The sequence below is a fragment of the Bacillus bruguierae genome (genome assembly GCF_037104725.1).
Classification (GTDB): Bacteria; Bacillota; Bacilli; order Bacillales; family Bacillaceae_G; genus Bacillus_A; species Bacillus_A bruguierae.
Genome location: NZ_JBAWSX010000001.1, coordinates 336,469 through 360,383 on the forward strand (window position 1 = coordinate 336,469; position 23,915 = coordinate 360,383).

The window sequence follows — 23,915 nt, forward strand, 5'->3', positions numbered from 1 at the left end:
CTAGGAGGAGAGGTCATTATGCTACACCTCATGAAGCTCGAAATGAAAAAGTTTAAATTTGGCTGGTATGTAAAAGGAGCGTTGCTTGCCAACATCATTATTACGGCCTTATTCATTTTTATGAACTATATCCAAAAAATAGAAAATGATATAATTATGACGAATGCTGAGGAGGCTTTTTTATTGATAGGGGCACTGGTGCGAGCAACATTTATTGTGTTTGCAGCAGTATTACTTGCGCAATTAGTTATTGAAGAATATAAAAATAAGACAATCATGCTCATGTTCTCTTATCCGATTAAGCGGAAGAAAATCATTGCTAGTAAATTAGCCATTATAGCGATACTGACATTTATAACAATTTGGTTATCTAATACGATTGTTACAGGTGCTGTCTTTCTTTTACATGGATACTTTTCGTTTATATCGTACTCGATCACATTTACTGAATGGATGCAGCAAGCGATCAATATGATTCCATTTGCAATCGCTGCTGCAGGTACAAGTTTAATTCCGCTGTATTTCGGGATGCGTAGGCATTCTGTTCCCATCACAATTGTATCATCATTGCTTGTCGTTTCATTCGCTTGTTCTTATAATCCAGGGTTCTCAATGGTTATGATTATTCCCATTCAGCTCGTCCTTACAGCTGTTGGAATTATAATTGCCTACTTGGCAATTCGTGACATTGAGAAAGAGGATGCGATTTAGTTTTACAGATAAGTTAAAAGAGTAATATAAAACACCTTTTTTTAGAGGGAGACGAGAGCAACTGGCCGCGTGTAGAAGTGGTCAGGTCCTTTTTTTGCCACATGCGAAAGGGAGAAAGCAAGTTGCGGTCATGTTGTATTTTGTATAGCAAAGGCTTATATCTCGAAGGTCTATTTAGGGAGGAACGATTATGGATTTACTTGTACTTAATCTAGTAGGTGGGCTTATAGCGCTTTTAATAGGAGGGTTTTTATATTACAGAAATCCAGTGCAGAAGTTTTATTTACTTTTAGTGGGGATAGGGGTGGCAAGTATAGTTATAAATGGAATTAGAATGCTTTTAAAATAGGTGATGATTTATTTTTAAAACACATAACGATTGCAAGAAAAACGCGCTCACCTGAGTCTGATAGAATATCGAACGCAGGTGAGTGCGTAACCATATAGGTCTTTTATCTACTTGATAGGAAACATTAGTTCTTTATTTTCATAAACTCCAACAAATCGTCAAAAACTTCTTGTTGATTCTGCCATAGTTCAGGCAAATTATCTAAGGGGAAAAATTTTAGCTGTAAGCTTTCTTCGTTATCAGTATGTAATGTTCCATGAAAATCCTTGCAAATATAAGTCAATTTCACTAAGGCAACTTGATCACCGTTAGATAGCGTTCTTTCGTATTTCTTTCCAGAATATACATTAAAGAATTCCAGTTTGCCTAATTTCAAACCAGTTTCTTCAAACACTTCTCTCCTTGCTGTATCTTCAACTGTCTCGCCAAATTCCATAAATCCGCCAGGCTGTCCCCACTTGCCGTTATCAGATCGTAATTGCAGAAGCACTTCATTCTTTTCATTCAATACAAAACAACCTGCGACCACCATAATTACTTTTTCATGTCCAACCATATTTCGTAAATAACTTATATAATCCATGTGTTTCAGCTCCAATATTCATTTATATCCATTATAAATGATACCAAAGAAATTTGTTTTGTTATCATAGAACAAAAACAAGGTTCCTCAAAAAAGAGGAACCTCGTTTTCATTTCATAAGCACATATTACATCTTCGGAGCTTCCATTCCAGCTAGAGCCCACTCTTCTTTTGCTGGTCCGTAAATGCCAGGAACTTTTAATCCTGCTTGGCGCATAAGGACTGTCATTTGCCCGCGGTGGTGGTTTTGGTGGTTAATGACAGTCATTAAAAAGATTGAATTAGGCATTGGTTTTCCGAAGAAATCATTTATTGTCTCTAAATCTTGATCTGTCCATTGTGTCTGTAATGCTTTAGTAAATGCTTCATTCATTTGACGATAGCTGTCCGCGATATATTGTGCTGAAGTTGGAACGGGGTAATCCTCCGTTTCTCCTTCGAATTTTAAGCCTGTTCTTGATGTTATAACAGGAACAGTTGTCACAATATGCCATGCAATGCGTCCTAACGTCCAATTGTCTGGTGTAATTTCTTGTGTTAATGATTCATCAGTTAGCATATCTAATACTCTTTGGGTTGAATCTGCTTCGTATTTCCACGCCTTTAAAAAACCTTCTACAGTTTGGAACATAGAAAAAACCTCCTATGGTTAGATTCAAATGGTAAATTCGTGAAAGTTTTGTAGTTTCCTTCTAGTATTTAAATTTACGAGAGATTTTTGTTAGAGTTACAGAAAGATATATGTATAGAAGGAGTTATATATAAATTAAAAAACGACATAAAAACCCCTTTCTTTTAAGGGAGACGAGAGCAACTGGCCGCATAGAAGCGGTTATGTTGTATTCTGCATAGCAGCGACTTATATGTCGAAAAATTAAAATGGCTTTATATAGTATTTGAAAAAAATTCTATAAAATGCAACCATTTGAATCTCTATATAGTCTAATAGGTGTACAAAAATATATACGTATATAAATCTTTTAAAGGGGGAGCTATATGGAGTTACTCTTAAAGCGAGCGCAAAAGGGTGATGAAGAAGCCTTTATTGAGGCAATTGATATCATAATGCCGCAAATGTATAAGGTCGCAAAAGCACGTCTCAAAAATGAAGAAGATATAGGTGATGCTGTGCAGGAAGCTATTCTTGCAGCCTTTAGTAATTTGAAGAAATTAAAAGAGCCGCGCTATTTTAAAACATGGATTATGAAAATATTAATGAATAAGTGTAACGATATAATAAGAAAAAATAAAATTGTATATGTCGAAGATTACGAGCAAGTTCCGAGTCAGCATACGATGAATGAAAAGATAGAACAAAAATTAGATTTCGAAAGTATTTTAAGCCATTTAAGTGCCGAGTACAGATTAGTGATTGTTTTATTTTATGTAAATAAATTTACGACAAAAGAAATAAGTGAAATTTTAAGTGAAAAAGAAGGAACGATAAAATCGAGATTAAGTAGAGCAAGGCAGCGGTTAAAAACATTTGATATTACTTCTTTTGATGAAGTAGGAGATCTCAAAGTGATTTTGAAAGATGAGAATGGAAAAGATATTGAGATTAATTTGAAGAAAGAATAATTGATAAAGAGAGAAGACTTTTGTTAAGAAAGTCTTCTTTTTTGCTTGTCCTTGTCTTTATTAACAAAAATGAATTCATCACCAATAATTTTGAGTTACATTTTCGTTATTAACGGGAGTTATTACACTTGTATGTTGGAGAATATTCGTAGGGTGGTAATAGGTTTACAATAGTCTGAATATTATGATTGTAACCGAACAATCCCTATACTATAATGATAATAAGCAACATGAATACACATTCATTTATTTTAGAACGGGCGTGCCGTTAAAGCGGGGGAGATATGCTTTTAAAAAGTAGAGAAGGGGGAGTTAGAAGTGGAAAAACCATGGCTGCAAAGTTATCCAAAGGAAATTCCGCACACGATTTCCTTTGATATGAAGCCTCTTCATATGTATTTGCAGGAAGCTGCTTCACAATATCCAGAAAAGAAAGCGCTTCATTTTCTAGGGAAAGATATTACGTACGCAGAGTTAGATCGTAAAGTCAGGCAATTTGCTAATTATCTTCGCAAACTTGGGTTGGAAAAAGGGGACAGAGTTGCGATTATGCTGCCAAACTGCCCGCAAGGTGTTATCGGTTATTACGGAACACTATTAGCTGGCGGTGTTGTCGTGCAAACGAATCCGCTTTATACAGAAAGAGAGCTTGAATACCAACTTCATGATTCAGGCGCGAAAATTATTCTTTGCCTCGATATAGTGTTTCCGAAAGTCAGCAATGTTCAGTCCTCAACGAATATTGAGCATGTCATTGTTACACGCATCGCAGATTATTTACCATTTCCGAAAAATTTATTGTATCCATTTGTACAAAAGAAGCAAACGAACCTCGTTGTTCATGTAAAAGAAAGTGAGAATATTCACGTTTGGAAGTCTATTGAACGTGCAGAGGATGCAGCGGTAGATGTGCCGTGTGATCCAGAAGAAGATTTGGCTCTCCTGCAATATACAGGCGGGACGACAGGATTTCCAAAGGGCGTTATGCTTACTCATAAAAATCTCGTGTCCAATACAAGGATGGGAATGCATTGGCTTTATAATTGCAGGGCAGGTGAAGAGGTTCTTCTCGGTGTATTGCCGTTTTTTCATGTATACGGGATGACAGCTGTTATGAATTTATCGATTATGCAAGCATATAAAATGGTTCTTGTTCCGAAATTTGATATTAAAATGGTATTAGAGGCGATTAAAAAACATCGCGTTACATTATTTCCTGGAGCCCCGACTATTTATATTGCGCTATTAAACTATCCTGAGCTTCATAAATATGATGTTTCTTCTATTAGTGCATGTATTAGTGGATCAGCTGCTCTTCCAGTTGAAGTGCAAGAACAGTTTGAAAGTGTGACAGGTGGAAAGCTTGTAGAAGGATACGGTTTAACAGAATCGTCCCCAGTTACACATGGTAATTTTTTATGGACAAAGCGAGTGCCTGGAAGTATTGGTGTGCCGTGGCCAAGTACAGATGCGCGTATTCTGTCACTAGAAACAGGTGAACCGCTGCCGGTAGGTGAGGTTGGCGAAATTGTTGTGAAAGGCCCGCAAGTGATGAAAGGCTACTGGAATAAGCCGGAGGAAACAGCAGCGGTGCTGAAAGATGGATGGCTGTATACAGGTGATGTCGGATATATGGATGAAAACGGCTTCTTTTATGTGAAAGATCGGAAGAAAGATATGATAGTGGCAAGTGGATTTAACGTATATCCGCGTGAAGTAGAAGAAGTATTATATGAGCATGAAAAGGTGCAAGAAGTGATTGTTCTTGGTGTGCCTGATCCGTATCGCGGTGAAACGGTAAAAGCGTTCGTTGTTGTGAAAGATGGTGTAACATGTTCAGAAGAAGAGTTAAATGCGTTTGCTCGCAAATATTTAGCAGCGTATAAGGTGCCGAGAGTATATGAGTTTCGAAAAGAATTACCGAAAACAACTGTTGGTAAGATTTTGCGTCGTGTGCTTGTTGAGGAAGAATTGCAAAAGCAAGGTGATGAGCAAACGGGCTAATGCCCTTTCTTTTTTTGAGTGAATAGCATTGACAATATTTAAAATAGTCAGTATTATTGAAATGTGAATGAATCATCATTCAGTCATCTTCTTGAAGGGGATAGTACTGTGAAAAAGAATCGACCTAAATATAATCAAATTATTGATGCAGCGGTGATTGTCATCGCAGAAAATGGATACCACCAAGCCCAAGTTTCCAAAATAGCAAAACAAGCTGGTGTTGCCGATGGAACGATATATTTATATTTCAAAAATAAAGAAGATATATTAATATCCTTATTTCAGGAGAAGATGGGAGAATTTATCGAAACAATTCGGCAAAAAACAGCAGGAATCGAAAGCGCTGTAGAGAAGTTATTTATGTTGGTAGAAACACACTTCTCTTTACTTTCGCAAAATGATTCTCTTGCTATCGTTACGCAACTAGAACTTCGCCAATCCAACCAAGACTTACGCCTCAAAATTAATGAAGTGCTGAAAGGGTACTTGCAAGTCATTGATGAAATTTTAGAAACTGGCATCAGGCAAGGAGAATTTCGCACGGATTTAAATGTCCGCGTGGCAAGACAAATGATTTTCGGAACAGTAGATGAAGTTGTCACCAACTGGGTAATGAGCGATCATAAATATGATTTGGTCGCAATTTCGAAAACGGTGCATGAGCTATTAGTAGCAGCTTGTGGTTACCGCAATTAATGGGGAGGGAGTACATTTGAATTTCCTATCTGTAACGGTGGAGGATTACATAGCAATTGTAAAGATTAATCATCCGCCAGCAAATGCGATGTCTTCACAAGTTATTAGTGAAGTTGGTGAACTGCTTGATGCAGTAGAAACGGATGAGAATGTGCGCGTTGTCCTTGTTCATGGGGAAGGCCGCTTTTTCTCAGCGGGAGCGGATATTAAAGAGTTCACTTCTGTTGAAGAAGCAAACGAGGCTACAAAATTATCACAACATGGACAAGTGATATTTGAACGTGTTGAAAAATTTACAAAGCCAATTATTGCGGCAATTCACGGCGCAGCGCTTGGCGGTGGATTAGAATTTGCGATGTCTTGCCATATGCGCTTTGTAAGTGAAACTGCAAAAATCGGTTTGCCAGAGCTAACGCTAGGATTGATTCCAGGATTTGCGGGAACGCAGCGCTTACCGCGTTATGTTGGGAAAGCAAAAGCTTGTGAAATGATGTTAACAAGCGATCCGATTTCAGGTGTGGAAGCAGCTGAGATGGGGCTTGCAAACCGGGCATTCCCTGAAGAAGTATTGTTAGAAGAGGCGCTGAAGGTAGCGAAAAAGATTGCCGGAAAAAGCGCAGCATCTGTCCGTGCTGTATTAGAACTTCTCCAAACAACGAAGTCTTCTCATTATTATGAAGGAGTACAACGTGAGGCGCAAATATTTGGTGAAGTGTTCACAAGCACAGATGGAAGAGAAGGTGTAGCAGCGTTTTTAGAAAAACGTAAACCTTCTTTTAACGGCAAGTAGTTCTCTATTTTTTTAATATAAATTAACAGAAAATTATAATTAACCAAATTTTCCTTAAAAAACAAGGGGGTAAATAGAATGAACATCTACGTACTCATGAAACGAACATTTGATACAGAAGAAAAAATCACAATTAAAAACGGTGCAATTTACGATGGCGAAGCAGAATTCATCATCAACCCTTACGATGAATATGCGATTGAAGAAGCAATTCAAGTAAGAGATGCACATGGCGGTGAAGTTACAGTCGTTACTGTTGGCGGTGAAGATAGTGAAAAAGAACTTCGTACGGCATTAGCGATGGGCTGTGATAAAGCGGTATTGATCAACATTGAAGATGATGTTGAAAATGGCGATCAATATACAACAGCAAAAGTGCTTGCTGAGTACTTAAAAGAGAAGGATGTTGACTTAATTTTAGCTGGTAACGTAGCGATTGACGGTGCATCTGGACAAGTTGGACCACGTGTAGCGGAAGCTCTGAATATCCCATATGTAACAACAATTACAAAGCTTGAAATTGACGGTACAAACGTGAAAATCGAGCGTGATGTAGAAGGGGACACAGAAGTAATTGAAACATCGTTACCTCTTTTAGCAACAGCACAGCAAGGTTTAAATGAACCGCGTTATCCATCGCTTCCAGGTATTATGAAAGCGAAGAAAAAGCCGCTAGAAACTTTAGAAATAGATGACTTAGATTTAGATGAAGATGATGTAGAAGCGAAAACAAAAACGATTGAAATCTATTTACCTCCTAAGAAAGATGCTGGAAAAGTGTTACAAGGCGAACTGCAAGATCAAGTAAAAGAACTTGTATCGTTATTGCATACAGAAGCGAAAGTAGTTTAAAAAATACTAGGATATCCAGGAGGGAAAACATATGGCTCGTAAAGTATTAGTAATGGGAGAAGTTCGTGACGGTTCTTTACGTAACGTTTCATTTGAGGCAGTAGCAGCCGCAAAAACAATTGCAGAAGGCGGAGAAGTGGTCGGTCTTTTACTAGGTGAAAGCGTCGCTTCATTTGCACAAGAACTTATTTCTTACGGTGCAGATCGCGTTGTGACAGTTGAAAGCGATAAATTGGCTTCATATACGTCTGATGGATATGCGCAAGCATTTCTAGCGGTGTATGAAGAAGAAAAACCAGAAGGAATTGTTTTTGGACATACGGCATTAGGAAAGGATTTATCACCAAAACTTGCAGCGAAATTAGAGGCAGGTCTTGTTTCTGACGTGACAGCGTTAGAAGTGGCTGGTGGTAATGTTGTGTTCACACGTCCAATTTATTCTGGTAAAGCATTTGAGCAGAAGGTTGTAACAGATGGAGTCTTATTTGCGACAATTCGTCCAAATAACATTGCGCCGCTTGAAAAAGATGAAGCGCGTACAGGCGATGTTTCCTCTATGACAGTCGATGTAAAAGATTTACGTACAGTGATTAAAGAAGTTGTCCGTAAAACAGCAGAAGGCGTAGACCTTTCCGAAGCAAAAGTAATTATTGCAGGCGGACGCGGCGTGAAAAGTGAAGATGGTTTCAAGCCGTTAAAAGAATTAGCAGATGTGCTTGGCGGAGCAGTCGGTGCGTCTCGCGGAGCTTGTGATGCAGAGTATTGCGATTATTCACTGCAAATTGGGCAAACAGGTAAAGTTGTAACGCCAGATTTATATATTGCATGTGGTATTTCTGGTGCGATTCAGCATTTAGCTGGTATGTCTAACTCAAAGATTATCGTAGCAATTAACAAAGATCCGGAAGCGAATATTTTTAAAGTAGCTGACTATGGCATCGTTGGTGACTTATTTGAAGTATTACCGCTTCTAACAGAAGAATTTAAAAAGTTAAAAGTACATTCTTAAGTTGCGGATAATGAGTTCCTAGTAAGTAATTACCCCTATATAAATAAAGAAAAGCGAGAGGTCCCCTGCTTCTCGCTTTTTCACTCAGAAGAAAATTCTCTAGTATAAAGGTCGATTTATTTGTTAAAATACTTAACGATACATATTATTCGCCACGTATATAAGATAATGATATACTTTGGTTAGAAAATTTATAAAGGAGGAAATAATATGGCAATTGTAAACGTAACTGACCAAACTTTCGCAGCTGAAGCAAGCGAAGGTCTTGTATTAGTAGATTTTTGGGCACCTTGGTGCGGCCCTTGTAAAATGATTGCTCCTGTATTAGAAGAAATCGATGCAGAATTAGGCGATAAAGTAAAGGTAGTAAAAGTAGATGTGGATGAAAACCAAGAAACAGCTCGTAAATTCGAAGTAATGAGCATCCCAGCTCTTTTCGTATTAAAAGACGGTCAAGTGGTTGATCAAGCATTAGGTTACAAGCCGAAAGAAGCGTTAGCTGAATTAGTATCTAAACATTTCTAATTTCCAAAGCCCAGCAGATGATGCTGGGCTTTTTATATTGGTTAAAATTACCTTGTGTAAATAAGACAACGGATACGAAAATGTTGTTGACACTTGTCACCCCTACTTTTATAATCAAGCTATCAATAATGAAAATCACTATCAATGAGTTTTAGGGGGACGTAAGCCATGACGTTAAAATTAAAAGTATTATCTGCAGCAGCGGTAACAACTTTACTTTTTGCAGGTTGTGCGAAAGAGGAAACGAAAAAGTCTGAAGCACAAGAGAAGAAGACAGAACAAACTGCGAAAAAAGAAGAAACAAAACAACAAGAAGCAGATTTTGTACAAGCTTACAAAGATGGAATAGCGGAGCTTGACAAAGCGAAAGACGGCAAAGAGGTTGACTTTGATAAGGTAACAAAGTTATATAAAGAAAAATTACAATCTCTTGTTCAAAAACGTGATGGTGAATTTAGTGAGCAAATTGATCCAACAATTACAGCTGCATTAGAAGCAGGGAAAAAGAAAGAAATGGAACCAATGGTTGTAAGACAACTATTTGATAAATTAATGCAAAAAGAATTCTTCCAATCTATGCGCCATGATTTCAAAGAAATTGATACAAAATGGGGCAAAAAAGATGATGTGAAAAAAGAAATGGAAGAAGCGCTTGCGTTTTATAAAGGTGTAGAAGGTACAGTTGGAAAGCGTGATACGGCATACGGTACACAAATGGCTTCTACGATTAAAGGCGGCTTTGATGAAATGAACGCAGCAATTGATAAAGGCGACAAACTTGCGTTTTCTCTTGGCAAGCAAGTTGTAGATAAAACGTTAATGAAAACATTCTACTTTGCAACGGGCGCTGAGCCGCACGGTTATGCTACAAAAATGGTAGAAGAAGCAAAGAAAGATGAGAAAAAAGCTAAAGTTGAGCAAGCTGAGGGATGGGCATTTTATCAAGCTGTCTATCCATATGTAAAAAAAGCAGCTCCTGAAGAAGCAGAATTTATCTTAAAGCAATTTGATTTAAAAACAGATGTAAAAACAGTTGACGCAAAAGCGGTAAATAAAGCGTTTGTACGTGGATTCGCAAAAGTTGCATTAGGTGAGTATAAAGAGAGCCAAGAAAACTTCGGAAAAGACAAAGGTCCTGTTACAGCATTAGAAGGTGCATTGTTCATTAACATGATTGAAAATGATTTAAAAACGGTACTTGGCGAGCAGCAAACAGCAGAGTTAACAAAAACAGCACAATCTTATTTAGACGCAGTAAAAGCGAAAAAGAAAGAAGAAGCAGACAAGTTATTGCCGCAAATTGAATCCACGTTAAATAAAGTTGTGGAAACAGCGAAATAAAGTGAAACTTCCATCAGTGAGGGGGGGCTTTATCCCCCGCTGATGGAAAGCCCTCACCAATCGGGCTTTTACGGACAGTTATCCCCACCTATTTTCTTTGCTTTTCTCTGAATTTTGAGGCGGGGGTCTTACTGTCCGTTAATGCGGGATAAAACCGAAACGTCTATATTCTTTTGAAGAAACCTTGCCTTGACAAGGTTTCTTCTTTTGCATAGGGTGATAGAAGGTGGTGAACGAAATGAAAGTATTAATTACTGGAGGAGCGGGTTTTATCGGAAGTCACCTTGCGTTGAAATTATTAGAGCAAGGTAAACAAGTTGTGCTTCTTGATAATTTTCACTCTTATTATGCGAAGTCTAGAAAACTTTTTCAATTAGAACAAGTCCAGAAAGTTGGGAACGTTCCATTTTATGAATGTGATATTTTACAAAAAGATGATGTGAAAGCTGTGATGCAGCAAGAGAAAATCGATGCGGTGATTCATTTAGCCGGCTTTCCAGGTGTAAGACCATCGCTTGAAATACCAGGTGCTTACGTTGATATTAATATAAAAGGGACAAGCAACGTATTAACATGTGCCGGCGAAGAAAATGTGAAGCATGTTATTTTTGCATCGTCTTCTTCTGTATATGGAGAGCAGACAGGGATGCCGTTGCGAGAGGAAATGGCAAACGGTCGTGTTCTTTCACCGTATGCTGCATCCAAATACGGAGCAGAATCTCTTTGTCATGCGTATCAATATATGTACGGATTTCAAATGAATATTTTACGGTTCTTTACTGTATATGGACCGTGGGGACGTCCGGATATGGCAATTGCAAGCTTCATTCGAAAATTATTAAACGAGGAAGAAATTGTTGTGTACGGAACAGGTACAGGTCGTGATTATACGTATATCGATGATATTACAGAAGGAATCGCTCTTACATTACAATCAAATCATAGTGATGTATATAATCTGGGGTCTAACGCGCCTATTTTAATGACAGAATTACTCGCGCAGTTAGAAACACATTTCCCGTTTATGCGTGTAAGGAGAGAAGCGCATAGAAAAGGGGACGTAACATCAACGTGGGCAGATATTTCAAAAGCGCAAGAACAACTTGGATATAGGCCGCGTGTATCTTTTGCAGAAGGGTTGGAACGAACCGTTGCGTGGGCGAAACAATATTCGGATATTGTTTAATATTTGCGGTGTTTTTTTGCTATGTATCTTTTTTCTTTTGTCATGGCGATCGTTTGAAGTATCCTCATTATGGAAACATCTTCAAGATTTATGGAGACAGCCGTACACAATTATGCTTCTCGTTATGATGTACAGCATCGCTTTTTTATTTCGTGCATATGCATGGAAATTATATCTTCATCATCGCATTACGATGAAAGAGGCATTATATGGACTGTTGTATAGTTTATTCATTAATCATGTTTCTCCGCTAAAAGTAGGAGATGCTGTTCGCATTACGACGATTACAAGAGAGAAGAAAGTAACATTAGGAGAAGCGGCGCAATCTGTCGTTGTACTTCGTATACTAGATCTGTTTATTCTCGGTCTGTTTGGGGCAGCGGGTATGTTACTATTATGGAGAAGTATTTTACTTAATGTTTCTGTTATTCTAACGTGTGTATGTATAGGAAGCGTGATGTTATTTCTCTTATATAAGAAAGTACCTCAATTTGCAGAAAAGCAGTGGAAGCAACTGAAAGAGTCACTATTTACTCTACAAGGCGGAATGATTCTCTTGCTTATTATGCTGAGCTGGATTTGCGAGGCATTTGTAATTTATGAAATCGCTAAGCCTTTATCATTTGTGCAAGCCGTTTGGGTAAATAGCGTGACCATTGCTGGACAAGTGTTTCAACTAACACCAGGCGGAATTGGTACGTATGAGACCGTTATGACATTAGCATTGCAAGCAGTAGGAACCATGCAATCTGATGCCTACCAATGGTCGTTAATGAGTCATGGTTTTAAATTTATATTTTCTTATGGTGTGGGCGTAATACTATTACTATTATATCCGATGGAATTACGCTCATTTTTCAGTCAGAAGGGAGAAAAAATTCTTTGGAAGAAGTAAAGAAAGCGTCAAAATTTGAAAAAGTAGCGGCGCGCTGTTGGAACCTACTAAATGAAGGGAAACCATTTACACCGATTTTTGTATTCGGTACATTTTTGTTGTTTTCTATTTCACAGTTTGGACAACCGGGTTTTGTTCCTGCCTTTTTTAGTGGTTTTTTATTCATTGTTCCGCTACTCGTTTTATATTATTTGTTTGATTTTCCATTGTTTTTACGAAATTACTTGTGGCTACCGTTCGTTGTCTATTTAATCGTCTTTAAAACGGTACACATACCGTTATTATTATTTGCATTAGGATTATATTTTTTCTTTACAATCTTATTTTGGGGAACGTTATATTATCATTTGCGCATTGGAACGTCTTGGCTAAACTTTACACGTTTTTGGAAACTCGTGTTAAAGAACAGTGATTCTACAAGTGGAAATGCCCAGGAGCAAATGCCAAAGTTTTTACTATTGTTATCGCTTTGGTATTATTATTATCTTTTCTTCCAAGAAGGCGGTACGCTAGGTGCAGTAGATTGGAAAACAATTATTATGTTTTACGGTGCTCTTGCACTATATACAATTATCTTGCATCGTAATTTATTTGATTGGCAGCCAAAAGCAATTCCAACTTATACGGAAAATATGCCTGAAAATAAAGAAGCACTGAATGAAAAAGTAGTTGTCATTGTTATTGACGGCATGCGTAAAGATCGTTTTGAAGCAGCGCATACACCGTATTTAGATTCTCTTCGAAAAAAAGGGACGGAGTTTTTAAACATGGAAACGGTGTATCCAGCTCGTACTGTTGTATGTTTCTCCTCTATGTTTACAGGGACGTATTCGTTTGAGCATGGCATTAAATCGAACATGGTTTGGAAACACGGTGTGAACGTAGAAAGTATTTTTGATTCGCTTCGAAAAGTAGACAAAACAGGAAAAATGCTAGCCGTTGCGCATTTAGTCGATGCGTTTGGTGAAGATGTAGAAACATTTACAGCTGTGATGAAAAATGATGTTGTGGATGGAAAGATTATGGAGAAGGCGAAACAAATTATGGATGAACAAGACCCAGATCTTTTTATTGTACAACTCATTTCAACAGATCAAACGGGACATAGCCGCGGTGTATTATATGATGAGTATTTACAAAAAATTTATGAAGCAGACCAGCATGTGAAACATTTTATCGAGCATTTAGAGAAAACAGGAAAAGCAGAGAATACGACGTTTATCATTTGTGCTGATCATGGACAGGCAGATGGAATTGGCGGTCATGGCCATTTAGATGAGGGAGAACGTTTTGTGCCATTCTTTATGTACGGTCCCCATATTAAACAAGGTGTGAAAATAGAAGAGAAGAAAAGCCTCGTTTCTATGGCACCAACACTTGCTTATTTATTAGGTGCACCGTATCCATCACATAGCCGTGGTCCTGTGTTAGTGGAAGCGTTAAAGGAGCAGGAAAAGTAATGAAAGTGATTGTATTTATACCAGCCCTAAATGAAGAAGAATCCATTGCGCATGTTATTCGAAAAGTACCGCGTCATTTTCATCCGAGTGTAACAGTAGAAGTTCTTATCATTGATGACGGTTCAACAGACAGAACGGTAGAAGTTGCAAAAGAAGCAGGAGCAGATCATATCGTTTCATTTGCAAAAAATGGCGGTTTAGGTGCAGCTGTTCGAGCAGGCCTCAAGGAGAGCTATCGACTGGGAGCTGATATTAGTGTGATGATTGATGCGGATGATGAATATCCAGCAGATGAAATTCCGAATATATTGCAGCCCATTTTGGAAGGAAAAGCAGATTATACAATGGGATCACGTTTTCGCGGTACCATTAGCGGTATGAAACTGCATAGACGGCTTGGAAACTATTGTTTTACGATGCTGCAATGTATATTGCTACGTAAATGGATTCGTGATGGTCAATCAGGGATGCGTGCTTTTTCACGGCAAGCGATGGAGCACGGGGAAATTGTGCATGATTACAATTATGCACAAGTGATTACACTAAATTTAGTGCGAAAAGGATTTCGAGTTCAGGAAGTACCGATTACGTATAAAGTGCGTGAAACAGGGGAGTCGTTTATTTCGTTTCGTAAGTATATGACGCGCGTTTTTCCCGCAATTTGGAAAGAGATGAGACGCCCGGTAGAGAAAGTTATAATTGATTATGAAGCGCATGTATTAGCAAGAGAAAAGAAATGCTCATAGTGAGTATTTCTTTTCTTGACATTGAAAGTGATAATTATTATCATCTCTTTAGGAGGAACGTTTATGAAAAAAATAATTACTTCATTATTTGTTGGTGTTTTTTTACTATTCTCGATACATACAAGTGCATTTGCTTATTCGTACGGAAATCCGAACGAGGAAAAGGTTGCAGAGGCATATAAGCAAATGGTCGCGAAGTTAGATGAAAATCCGCCAAACTTTACAGAAGCAAAGAAAGCATATGAAAATGTGCAGACAGAAATTGATCAGCACATGGGAAAAGAACCAACTAAAGCAATTATGAACGATTTTGATAAGAAAAATAAAGAAGATCTTATTGCTGATATGCAAAAAATTCTTGCTCTTAATATTAATCGTCGTTTAACAAATGTTGATGAACAATTTAAAGATTATGATACAAGTAAACGTTTATTAGCAAAAGCATTTGCAACATATGAAGCGTTATCACCAGTTGTTGCACAGCATAATAAAGAGTTAGATACAACTTTAAAAGATGAATTTAACAAAGCATTAGAATCACTTGGAAATCCAGGCTTATTTGGAGTAGGACAAAAGGAAGCAAATCAAGATGCTTTCAAGAAAAGTAAAGATGTTATTTTAACAAGTTTACAAAAAGAATTTAAAATTAAAGATTTCAGAGTTGGCCATTTTGATGCGAGCGGAAAAGAAGAAGCTTCAAAAAGCGCAGGCAAAACAGAATGGACAGATTTAAGCAAATTGAAAAACTGGGCTCCAATTGTTGTTATAGTACTTATACTTGTTGGAGTTATTGTATACGCAATGCGAAAACGTAAGTAAGAATGAGGAGGAAGAGCGATGCAATTACAGGCATTTCTTATTACATTTCGTGAAGTATTAGAAGCATTGCTCATTGTTGGGATTATTACTACGTATTTAAAGCGTACGGATAATAAGCAGTTTGTGAAATACGTTTGGTTAGGAGCAGGCCTTGCGGTTGTAGCAAGTTATATTGTTGCTCTTGTCTTCCAAGTTGTGTTTACTGGCTTTGCCGCAATGGGAAGTGAGATGTATTTAAAGATATCGATTATGTTCATTTCCGTTATTTTGCTTACACAAATGGTATTTTGGATGGCAGAACATAGCAAAAATATAAAAGGCACTATGGAAAGTAAAATGAGTCATTATATTACGACTGGAAACGTAATTGGGATGGTCGTACACTCCTTTCTTGTTGTGCTACGAGAAGGCGTTGAAACAGTGTTCTTCTTTGCTGCGATTACAGGCGGAAATATTGAAGCAGCAATGCAAGGGTGGGGAGCAATTACAGGAGTTCTTGTTGCAGTTCTTGTCAGCTACTTTTTCTTTAAAGGAACGATGCGTATTTCACTAAAAGTATTCTTTAGAGTAACGGGAGTATTTATTGTCTTCATTGCAGCGGGACTTCTTGTACAAGGTATTTCCATACTCCAAGATTTAAAAATACTTGGCAGTGTGATGCCGCACGTATACGATATTACGTGGCTGCTTCCGGAGCATCCGATTGATTATGATCATTACTTGCGTGATCATGGTATTGCGCCGCTTCTTTCCGGTGATATCGGTATTTTCTTAAAAGCATTTTTAGGATATTCTTCGATGCCATCACTTGAAGAAATCCTTGCATATATCGGTTATTTTGTTGTCCTTTATATGTTAATTGTTTTTAAAAAACCTGTTGAAAAAAAGAAAACTGAAGTCGAAGCAAATAAATCAGTAAGCTAAAAGTACAAGGAATATTCCTTGTACTTTTTTTGCAGAAAGGAAATAAGATGAATCGAATATTACGTATATGGGCAATTATTCTGTTTTCAAGTGCGATTGTTATTCGTTTTTTTTATGCAAGTCCGTTTGCTGCCTCGTGGGATGAAGTAGACTTTTCGCTTGCGCTAAAACAATATGACATATTAGCGATGCAACCTCATTTCCCGGGTTATCCATTTTTTATTTTAGGGGGAATGATGACGCACCTTTTTATAGAAAGTCCTGTGCAATCGTTAGGGGTTTTTAATGCGGTTATGGCACTGACTGCGGCTTTTCCAATGTATTGGATGGCACGTCATTATGTAAGTAAAACGAGTGCTCTTATTGTTGTAGCTGCACTGCAAACGAGCGGTTATTTTTCCATTTTAGTAACACAGCCAATGTCAGAGGGAGCAGCATTAGCAGTGCTATGGTGGTATTTGTGGAGTGTAGAGCGTGCATTTCGCACGAATGAATTTCGAGCTCAATTTTGGCCAGTCATTTTCTTCGCGGTATTGATGGGAATACGTGTATCATATGCACCGTTTGGAATCGCGCTTATTGTACTAGTATGGCAGCAGTGGCATGAAGAAAAATGGCGGTTTATTATCATATGCTGTACAGCTGTTCTTTCTCAGCTTGTATGGATTGGAGCGCTTATTTGGAATATCGGCGGTGTAGAGGGACTATGGAAAATTTCGTTTGGATTTGTAGAAGGTCATTTTACAGAATGGGGCGGTGCTGTTACAGAAACGAGTGAACCGCTTATATCACGTCTGTTTCGTTTGCTTTCCGAGAATATTGGATTTGCAGGGATAGGTGTCCATTCGTATGTTCTTACAAGTTTCTTTCTTTTCTTTTTGCTTCTATTTGTTTTACAATGGAAGAACATACGTTGCTATCCGAAATTGTTAATCGCGCTTGGCATTGTATATTTTGTGTGGAATTTACTTGGACAAAATATTGATAAACCGCGTCACTCTTATCCAATTGTAGCAATAGTACTTTGCGTACTTGCTATTTCATGGTTAAAAAGGCATAGCGGAATTTTATTGCTGTTATTTGCAACGTTTCAACTTGTTATTAGTATACCGCTTATGCAGGAACAAAAAGAAGCTGTACCTGCAACGTATCAGCTTGTGTCGTATTTACAAGAAAAACAGCAGCCGTTCATCGTATATACATGGGAAGAGACACGGATTATGGAATATTTGCATGTACCATATGAACATAAACGCTTTTACACATATGACTATTTTTTACAAGATAAAAAATATTATAAGAATGATACAATATACGTTACGAACCATTTAATTGAAGGGTTTCAAAAACAAGGGGTTGATATAAAAGGACAGGTAAAAGAAGTTGCCGTCTTTCGTTCTAACCCGCTATTTGACCCTGTTTATCATACAATCGTGTTATACGAGTGGAAAAGGTAAGAGAGGAGAGAGCGCGTGCACGAGTATTTAAAAGAAAAACTAGCGATTTTACCGGACCAACCGGGCTGTTATTTAATGAAAGATAAGCAAGGAACAGTTATCTATGTCGGGAAGGCAAAGGTGTTAAAAAATCGTGTGCGCTCGTATTTTACTGGTTCACATGATGGAAAAACACTTCGGCTTGTAGAAGAAATTGTTGACTTTGAATATATTGTCACCTCTTCAAATTTAGAGGCTCTTATTTTAGAGTTAAATTTAATTAAAAAATATGATCCGAAGTATAATATCCAATTAAAAGATGATAAAACATACCCATTTATTAAAATTACAGCTGAAAAACAACCGCGTTTGCTTATTACGAGAAATGTAAAAAAGGATAAAGGGAAATATTTTGGTCCATATCCAAATTCACAGTCAGCTCATGAAACGAAAAAATTGTTAGATCGTATGTATCCGCTTCGGAAATGTACAAATATACCAGATAAAGTTTGTTTATATTATCATATGGGACAATGCTTAGCGCCTTGTGTACAAGAGGTAACAGATGAACAAAATAAAGAAATTGTAGATGGAATTATTAAGTTTTTAAATGGTGGACATAAAGAGATTCGTTCGGAATTGGAAACGAAAATGTATGAAGCATCGGAAAAATTAGAGTTTGAACGAGCGAAAGAATTGCGAGATCAAATTGCTCATATGGATGCAATAATGGAAAAGCAGAAGATGATTATGAGTGACTTAGTCGACCGCGATGTGTTTGGTTATGCGGTTGATAAAGGTTGGATGTGCGTGCAAGTATTTTTCGTTCGAAAAGGAAAGTTGATTGAACGGGATGTTTCGATGTTTCCGATTTATGATGATCCGGAAGAAGGATTCCTAACGTTTATCGGACAATTTTATGAACAAAATAATCACTTTAAACCGAAAGAAATTGTTGTACCAAGCAGCATTGATCATGAATTGATTGGAAAGTTTTTAGACGTAGATGCAACGCAGCCAAAACGGGGCCAGAAAAAGGAACTTGTCGACTTAGCGAGTAAGAATGCTAAAATTGCACTGCATGAAAAATTTTATTTAATTGAACGCGACGAAGAACGCTCCATTAAGGCGGTCGAAAAATTAGGAGAACAGCTAGGGATAGAAACGCCGCATAGAATTGAAGCATTTGATAATTCTAACATTCAAGGAACAAATCCGGTTTCCGCGATGATTGTATTTAACGATGGAAAACCTGCCAAAAAAGAGTACCGTAAATATAAAATTAAAACGGTGCAAGGACCTGATGATTATGAATCGATGCGTGAAGTTGTGCGCCGTCGTTATACACGTGTTTTAAAAGAAAGCTTACCACTTCCAGATTTAATTGTAATTGATGGTGGGAAAGGTCATCTCGCTGCAGTATGTGATGTGTTAGAAAATGAACTCGGTCTTTCTATTCCAACAGCAGGGCTTGTGAAAGATGATAAACATCGCACATCCCATTTAATAATTGGTGAACCACCGGAACCTGTTCTGCTAGAGCGTAACAGTCAAGAGTTTTACTTATTACAGCGTATTCAAGACGAAGTGCACCGCTTTGCGATTACGTTTCATCGTCAAATTCATGGGAAATCTGTTATTCAATCGGCATTGGATGATATACCAGGAGTCGGGGAAAAACGAAAGAAAACACTTTTAAAACATTTTGGCTCTCTTAAGAAAATGAAAGAAGCATCTGTTACAGACATTATAGAAGCTGGAATGCCGCAAAACATAGCCGAAACCATTCATACGTATTTAACAGGGAAGACATTGTAGGTAGCAATGTCTTCTATTTTTTTGGTTATAATCAAAAAATGTCGCAAATAATATAAAGTGACTGTTTATGCATTGAAAAATTAAAATGGATTTATGTAGAGAAAGTAAAACTTTCATTAGCGGGGCGCATGTCCGCAAATAGCGGGATAAAAAAAGTCAACTGGACATGGTCGTGTCTAGTTGACTTATGAATGTGCATTATACTTCGACAGGATCTTTTGCATCCCATTGCACAAGGAATGTAACAGAGCTAGAGCGCTTTTTCTGCTCTTCGTAAGATTCAGCAATCACACTACGCTGCTTTTGAATTTGCTCGGCAATAAAACCAGCTTCTAATTGGTAAGAAGAATGTCTCTTTTGTTGCTGGCGTTCTTCAATAAGAGCACCTGTTAGTTTAAAGTGCATTTCACGACGTTTATGTTCAATAACCGTTAAGTCACCCCAACCAGCTTTTTCGAAAAATTGGCTTATTTCATCGATTGTTTCTAACGGATATTTTCGTGCTAAGTTTCTGCCAGCCCAATATAAAATGGCATCTAATTCTTTCCCTATTAAGTCAGGGAGTAATTCTCCCCGAAGCAATTCATAGGCAAATGCATTGATTGAAATATTTTGTAAAGATTCGCTCTCGATTTTTTTTGTACTCACAATATTCCCCACTTTCTATACTGCCAATATTATATACCATTTTATATAGATAAACACAGCTATTTCTTTGGAAAAAATCTGATGTAGAGAATGAAAAAAGAATATGAAAATTATATATAGATTATGTATACGTTTTCTTGACGCTTCGACAAAAATAGGAGTAAAATGAATTTGTTATCAAATTATGCTGAAATATTTCGAATAATTTTTTCAGTTTTTCTTATAACAATAGTGGAAAAATGCTATTGTTATAAAGTAATGTGACAAACAGCAGTCAAACATTCGAGGGGGTAATGGGGACATGAAAGGCCGCGAGTATACATTTCGCAAGTGGCACTCGTTAATGGGTGTCATTCCAATTGGCGTCTTTATGACGCAACACTTAGTAATAAACAACTTTGCAACAAGAGGAGCAGAGGCTTTTAATAGTGCTGCTCATGTTATGGAACAGCTTCCATTTCGGTACGCATTGGAGATTTTTGTAATTTTCTTACCATTGCTGTACCATGCTGTATACGGTTTATATATCGCATTTACAGCTAAGAACAATGCAACATCTTACAGCTATTTCCGTAACTGGATGTTCGTTCTGCAACGATTTACTGGTGTGTTTACACTTATATTCCTAGCTTGGCACGTTTGGGAAACTCGCATTCAGGCTGCGCTTGGACAAACGGTAAACTATGATATGATGGCAAATATTTTAGGCAATCCATTTATGTTTGGCTTCTATTTAGTTGGGATTTTATCAGCTATTTTCCACTTTGCAAATGGATTATGGACATTCTTTATTAGCTGGGGTATCACAGTATCACCACGTTCACAGCGTATTTCTACGTATGTAACATTAGCAGTTTTCTTAATATTATCGTACGTAGGAGTGAGCGCATTATTTGCGTTCATTAATCCGAATCTAGCAAACTTGTAAGGAGTGGGAGAGCATGAAAGGGAAACTTATCGTAGTTGGCGGTGGATTAGCCGGCTTAATGGCAACGATTAAAGCAGCGGAAGCAGGCGTGAATGTAGAACTATTCTCTTTAGTACCAGTGAAACGTTCTCACTCTGTATGCGCGCAAGGCGGCATTAACGGTGCTGTAAATACAAAAGGTGAAGGGGATTCTCCATGGATCCACTTTGACGATACAATTTATGGAGGAGATTTCTTAGCGAACCAACCTCCTGTAAAAGCGATGTGCGATGCAGCACCTGGTATTATTCACTTAATGGATCGCATGGGTGTAATGTTTAACCGTACGGAAGAAGGATTACTAGACTTCCGCCGCTTCGGTGGAACGCAGCATCACCGTACAGCATTCGCTGGTGCAACAACAGGACAACAATTATTATATGCGTTAGATGAGCAAGTACGCCGTCATGAAGTAGCAGGTCTTGTTACGAAATATGAGGGCTGGGATTTCTTACGCGCTGTTGTCGATGACGAAGGTGTATGTCGTGGAATCGTAGCGCAAGACTTACAATCTATGGAAATTAAAAGTTTCCGAGCTGATGCTGTAATTATGGCAACAGGGGGCCCTGGTATCATCTTCGGAAAATCTACAAATTCTATTATTAATACAGGTACAGCAGCATCTGCTGTATATCAACAAGGTGCATATTATGCAAATGGTGAGTTCATTCAAATTCACCCGACTGCAATTCCTGGGGACGATAAGTTACGTCTTATGAGTGAATCTGCACGTGGTGAAGGTGGACGCGTTTGGACGTATAAAGACGGTAAACCATGGTACTTCTTAGAAGAGAAATATCCTGCATACGGAAACCTTGTACCTCGTGATATCGCAACACGTGAAATCTTTGATGTTTGCGTAGAGCAAAAGTTAGGTATTAACGGTGAAAATATGGTATATCTAGATCTTTCTCATAAAGATCCGAAAGAACTAGATATTAAACTTGGTGGAATTATTGAAATCTATGAAAAATTCACAGGTGATGATCCTCGTAAACTACCGATGAAAATCTTCCCGGCTGTTCATTACTCAATGGGCGGACTATGGGTTGACTATAAGCAAATGACAAGTATTCCAGGGTTATTTGCAGCTGGTGAGTGTGATTATTCAATGCATGGTGGTAACCGACTAGGTGCTAACTCATTACTTTCAGCGATTTACGGCGGAATGGTAGCGGGACCAAATGCAATTGAATACATGAAAGGACTTTCAAAATCATCTGATGCTGTTTCATCTGCTGTATATGAGCAAAATGAATTAATTGAAACAGAAAAATTCAATAATATTTTAACGTTAGATGGTAATGAAAATGCATATGTTCTTCATAAAGAGCTTGGAGAATGGATGACAGATAACGTAACAGTAGTTCGTGAAAATAAAAAATTATTAGAAACAGATGCGAAAATCGAAGAGTTAATGGAACGTTATAAACACATTAACATTAACGATACGGCGAAATGGAGTAACCAAGGTGCTTCGTTTACACGTCAACTGGCAAATATGCTTGAATTAGCTCGTGTTATTACAATTGGTGCATATAACCGTAATGAAAGCCGCGGTGCACATTATAAACCAGAATTCCCAGATCGTGATGATGAGAACTTCTTAAAAACAACAATGGCGAAGTTTGAAGGAGAAGGAAAGGCACCAGCATTCCATTACGAAGACGTTGATATTTCATTAATCAAACCACGTAAGCGTGATTATTCTTCAAAACATGAAGTAGCTGCTAAGGGAGAAGAGAAGGGGGATAAGCAACATGTCTGAGAAAACAATCCGCCTTATTATTACAAGACAAGACGGCCCGAACTCACAGGAGTATGATCAAGAATTTGAAATTCCCTATCGCCCAAATATGAATATTATTTCGGCATTAATGGAAATTCGCCGTAACCCTGTTGATGTAAAAGGGAACAAGACAACACCTATTGCTTGGGATATGAACTGTTTAGAAGAGGTGTGCGGAGCATGTTCGATGGTAATCAACGGAAAACCACGTCAATCATGTACAGCACTTATTGATCAACTAGAACAACCAATTCGCTTAAAACCAATGAAAACATTCCCGGTTATTCGTGATTTGCAAGTAGACCGTAGTCGTATGTTTAACGCGTTAAAGCGTGTAAAAGCATGGATTCCGATTGATGGAACGTATGACTTAGGTCCAGGACCGAGGATGCCAGAGAAGAAACGTCAGTGGGCATATGAATTATCAAAATGTATGACTTGTGGTGTATGTTTAGAGTCATGTCCAAACGTAAACAACAAATCTGACTTTATTGGTCCAGCACCACTTTCACAAGCACGTTTATTTAATGCACATCCAACGGGTGAAATGCATAAAGCGGATCGTTTACGTGCAATCATGGGTGATGGGGGACTTGCAAACTGCGGTAACTCACAAAACTGTGTACAATCTTGTCCAAAAGGAATTCCATTAACGACATCGATTGCTGCATTAAACCGTGACACAACGATTCAATCTTTTAAAGATTTTTTTGGTAGTGACAATAACTATTAATCTAGATTGCCTCTTCAGTTTGAAGAGGCAATTTTTATAGTTATATAAATACA

24 protein-coding genes are annotated in these 23,915 nt (G+C 37.8%); 21 read left to right on the forward strand and 3 right to left on the reverse strand.

The features are described from left to right. The first annotated feature begins 18 nt into the window (after positions 1-18). Positions 19-711 (forward strand): ABC transporter permease, encoded by a 693-nt coding sequence (locus tag WAZ07_RS01640; protein WP_336471061.1) that lies wholly within the window; start codon positions 19-21, stop codon positions 709-711. 190 nt (positions 712-901) lie between these two features. Next, entirely contained in the window at positions 902-1,060 is a 159-nt protein-coding gene (locus tag WAZ07_RS01645) for a hypothetical protein (protein ID WP_336471062.1), read from the forward strand. 124 nt (positions 1,061-1,184) lie between these two features. Here WAZ07_RS01645 and WAZ07_RS01650 read toward each other — a convergent pair whose 3' ends face one another. Together WAZ07_RS01650 and WAZ07_RS01655 are read right to left on the reverse strand one after the other, a co-directional pair. Beyond that, entirely contained in the window at positions 1,185-1,643 is a 459-nt protein-coding gene (locus WAZ07_RS01650) for an NUDIX hydrolase (protein WP_336471063.1), read from the reverse strand. A gap of 127 nt (positions 1,644-1,770) precedes the next feature. Then, positions 1,771-2,274 carry a DinB family protein gene (locus tag WAZ07_RS01655; RefSeq protein WP_336471064.1) on the reverse strand — a complete coding sequence of 168 codons (504 nt, stop codon included), beginning with the start codon at positions 2,272-2,274 and terminating at the stop codon, positions 1,771-1,773. Between the two features lie 365 nt (positions 2,275-2,639). Here WAZ07_RS01655 and WAZ07_RS01660 point away from each other — a divergent pair, with 365 nt between their 5' ends. The 16 genes from WAZ07_RS01660 (at position 2,640) to uvrC (ending at position 19,725) form a co-directional block, all read left to right on the forward strand. Next, a complete protein-coding gene (locus WAZ07_RS01660) occupies positions 2,640-3,224 on the forward strand; it encodes an RNA polymerase sigma factor (protein WP_336471065.1) in 585 nt (194 codons plus the stop codon). 318 nt (positions 3,225-3,542) lie between these two features. Continuing rightward, positions 3,543-5,228 carry a long-chain-fatty-acid--CoA ligase gene (locus WAZ07_RS01665; protein WP_336471066.1) on the forward strand — a complete coding sequence of 562 codons (1,686 nt, stop codon included), beginning with the start codon at positions 3,543-3,545 and terminating at the stop codon, positions 5,226-5,228. 108 nt (positions 5,229-5,336) lie between these two features. After that, positions 5,337-5,924 (forward strand): TetR/AcrR family transcriptional regulator, encoded by a 588-nt coding sequence (locus tag WAZ07_RS01670; RefSeq protein ID WP_461781904.1) that lies wholly within the window; start codon positions 5,337-5,339, stop codon positions 5,922-5,924. Positions 5,925-5,940: 16 nt separating this feature from the next. Beyond that, entirely contained in the window at positions 5,941-6,714 is a 774-nt protein-coding gene (locus tag WAZ07_RS01675; RefSeq protein ID WP_336471068.1) for an enoyl-CoA hydratase, read from the forward strand. A gap of 78 nt (positions 6,715-6,792) precedes the next feature. Further along, positions 6,793-7,566 carry an electron transfer flavoprotein subunit beta gene (etfB, locus tag WAZ07_RS01680; protein ID WP_336471069.1) on the forward strand — a complete coding sequence of 258 codons (774 nt, stop codon included), beginning with the start codon at positions 6,793-6,795 and terminating at the stop codon, positions 7,564-7,566. Positions 7,567-7,597: 31 nt separating this feature from the next. Next, complete coding sequence (locus tag WAZ07_RS01685) at positions 7,598-8,575, forward strand: electron transfer flavoprotein subunit alpha/FixB family protein (RefSeq protein ID WP_090916497.1); 978 nt, start codon at positions 7,598-7,600, stop codon at positions 8,573-8,575. A gap of 210 nt (positions 8,576-8,785) precedes the next feature. After that, positions 8,786-9,100, forward strand: coding sequence for a thioredoxin (gene trxA, locus WAZ07_RS01690; protein WP_336471070.1), 315 nt, complete (start codon positions 8,786-8,788; stop codon positions 9,098-9,100). A 168-nt stretch (positions 9,101-9,268) separates the two neighbouring features. Beyond that, on the forward strand, positions 9,269-10,441 hold the full coding sequence (locus tag WAZ07_RS01695; protein WP_336471071.1) for a hypothetical protein: 1,173 nt from the start codon (positions 9,269-9,271) through the stop codon (positions 10,439-10,441). Between the two features lie 238 nt (positions 10,442-10,679). Continuing rightward, positions 10,680-11,627, forward strand: a complete 948-nt coding sequence (locus WAZ07_RS01700) for an SDR family NAD(P)-dependent oxidoreductase (RefSeq protein WP_336471072.1) — start codon at positions 10,680-10,682, stop codon at positions 11,625-11,627. Beyond that, entirely contained in the window at positions 11,560-12,522 is a 963-nt protein-coding gene (locus WAZ07_RS01705) for a lysylphosphatidylglycerol synthase transmembrane domain-containing protein (RefSeq protein WP_336471073.1), read from the forward strand. The genes WAZ07_RS01700 and WAZ07_RS01705 overlap by 68 nt, the downstream gene beginning before the upstream one ends. Further along, the gene (locus WAZ07_RS01710) at positions 12,510-13,982 is read left to right on the forward strand and encodes an alkaline phosphatase family protein (RefSeq protein ID WP_336471074.1); all 1,473 of its coding nucleotides are present in this window, start codon (positions 12,510-12,512) and stop codon (positions 13,980-13,982) included. The genes WAZ07_RS01705 and WAZ07_RS01710 overlap by 13 nt, the downstream gene beginning before the upstream one ends. Then, on the forward strand, positions 13,982-14,728 hold the full coding sequence (locus WAZ07_RS01715; RefSeq protein WP_090916505.1) for a glycosyltransferase family 2 protein: 747 nt from the start codon (positions 13,982-13,984) through the stop codon (positions 14,726-14,728). The genes WAZ07_RS01710 and WAZ07_RS01715 overlap by 1 nt, the downstream gene beginning before the upstream one ends. Positions 14,729-14,791: 63 nt before the next feature. Beyond that, positions 14,792-15,547 (forward strand): hypothetical protein, encoded by a 756-nt coding sequence (locus WAZ07_RS01720; protein ID WP_336471075.1) that lies wholly within the window; start codon positions 14,792-14,794, stop codon positions 15,545-15,547. Positions 15,548-15,565: 18 nt separating this feature from the next. Continuing rightward, positions 15,566-16,471 carry an FTR1 family iron permease gene (locus WAZ07_RS01725; RefSeq protein ID WP_336471076.1) on the forward strand — a complete coding sequence of 302 codons (906 nt, stop codon included), beginning with the start codon at positions 15,566-15,568 and terminating at the stop codon, positions 16,469-16,471. A 47-nt stretch (positions 16,472-16,518) separates the two neighbouring features. Further along, on the forward strand, positions 16,519-17,928 hold the full coding sequence (locus WAZ07_RS01730) for a hypothetical protein (RefSeq protein ID WP_336471077.1): 1,410 nt from the start codon (positions 16,519-16,521) through the stop codon (positions 17,926-17,928). Between the two features lie 15 nt (positions 17,929-17,943). Then, positions 17,944-19,725, forward strand: a complete 1,782-nt coding sequence (gene uvrC / locus WAZ07_RS01735) for an excinuclease ABC subunit UvrC (RefSeq protein ID WP_336471078.1) — start codon at positions 17,944-17,946, stop codon at positions 19,723-19,725. Between the two features lie 198 nt (positions 19,726-19,923). On the opposite strand, the gene WAZ07_RS01740 is transcribed toward uvrC, so the two are convergent. Continuing rightward, complete coding sequence (locus tag WAZ07_RS01740; protein WP_336471079.1) at positions 19,924-20,373, reverse strand: YslB family protein; 450 nt, start codon at positions 20,371-20,373, stop codon at positions 19,924-19,926. A gap of 301 nt (positions 20,374-20,674) precedes the next feature. On the opposite strand from WAZ07_RS01740, the gene WAZ07_RS01745 reads away from it, so the two are divergent. From WAZ07_RS01745 to sdhB, 3 genes are read left to right on the forward strand one after another with little or no spacing between them, the layout of a single operon-like run. Continuing rightward, positions 20,675-21,301, forward strand: coding sequence for a succinate dehydrogenase cytochrome b558 subunit (locus tag WAZ07_RS01745; protein ID WP_336471080.1), 627 nt, complete (start codon positions 20,675-20,677; stop codon positions 21,299-21,301). A gap of 13 nt (positions 21,302-21,314) precedes the next feature. After that, positions 21,315-23,108, forward strand: coding sequence for a succinate dehydrogenase flavoprotein subunit (gene sdhA / locus WAZ07_RS01750; RefSeq protein WP_090919637.1), 1,794 nt, complete (start codon positions 21,315-21,317; stop codon positions 23,106-23,108). Next, complete coding sequence (gene sdhB / locus WAZ07_RS01755) at positions 23,101-23,862, forward strand: succinate dehydrogenase iron-sulfur subunit (protein WP_090919635.1); 762 nt, start codon at positions 23,101-23,103, stop codon at positions 23,860-23,862. Before sdhA ends, sdhB begins: the two co-directional genes overlap by 8 nt. Positions 23,863-23,915 lie beyond the last annotated feature (53 nt).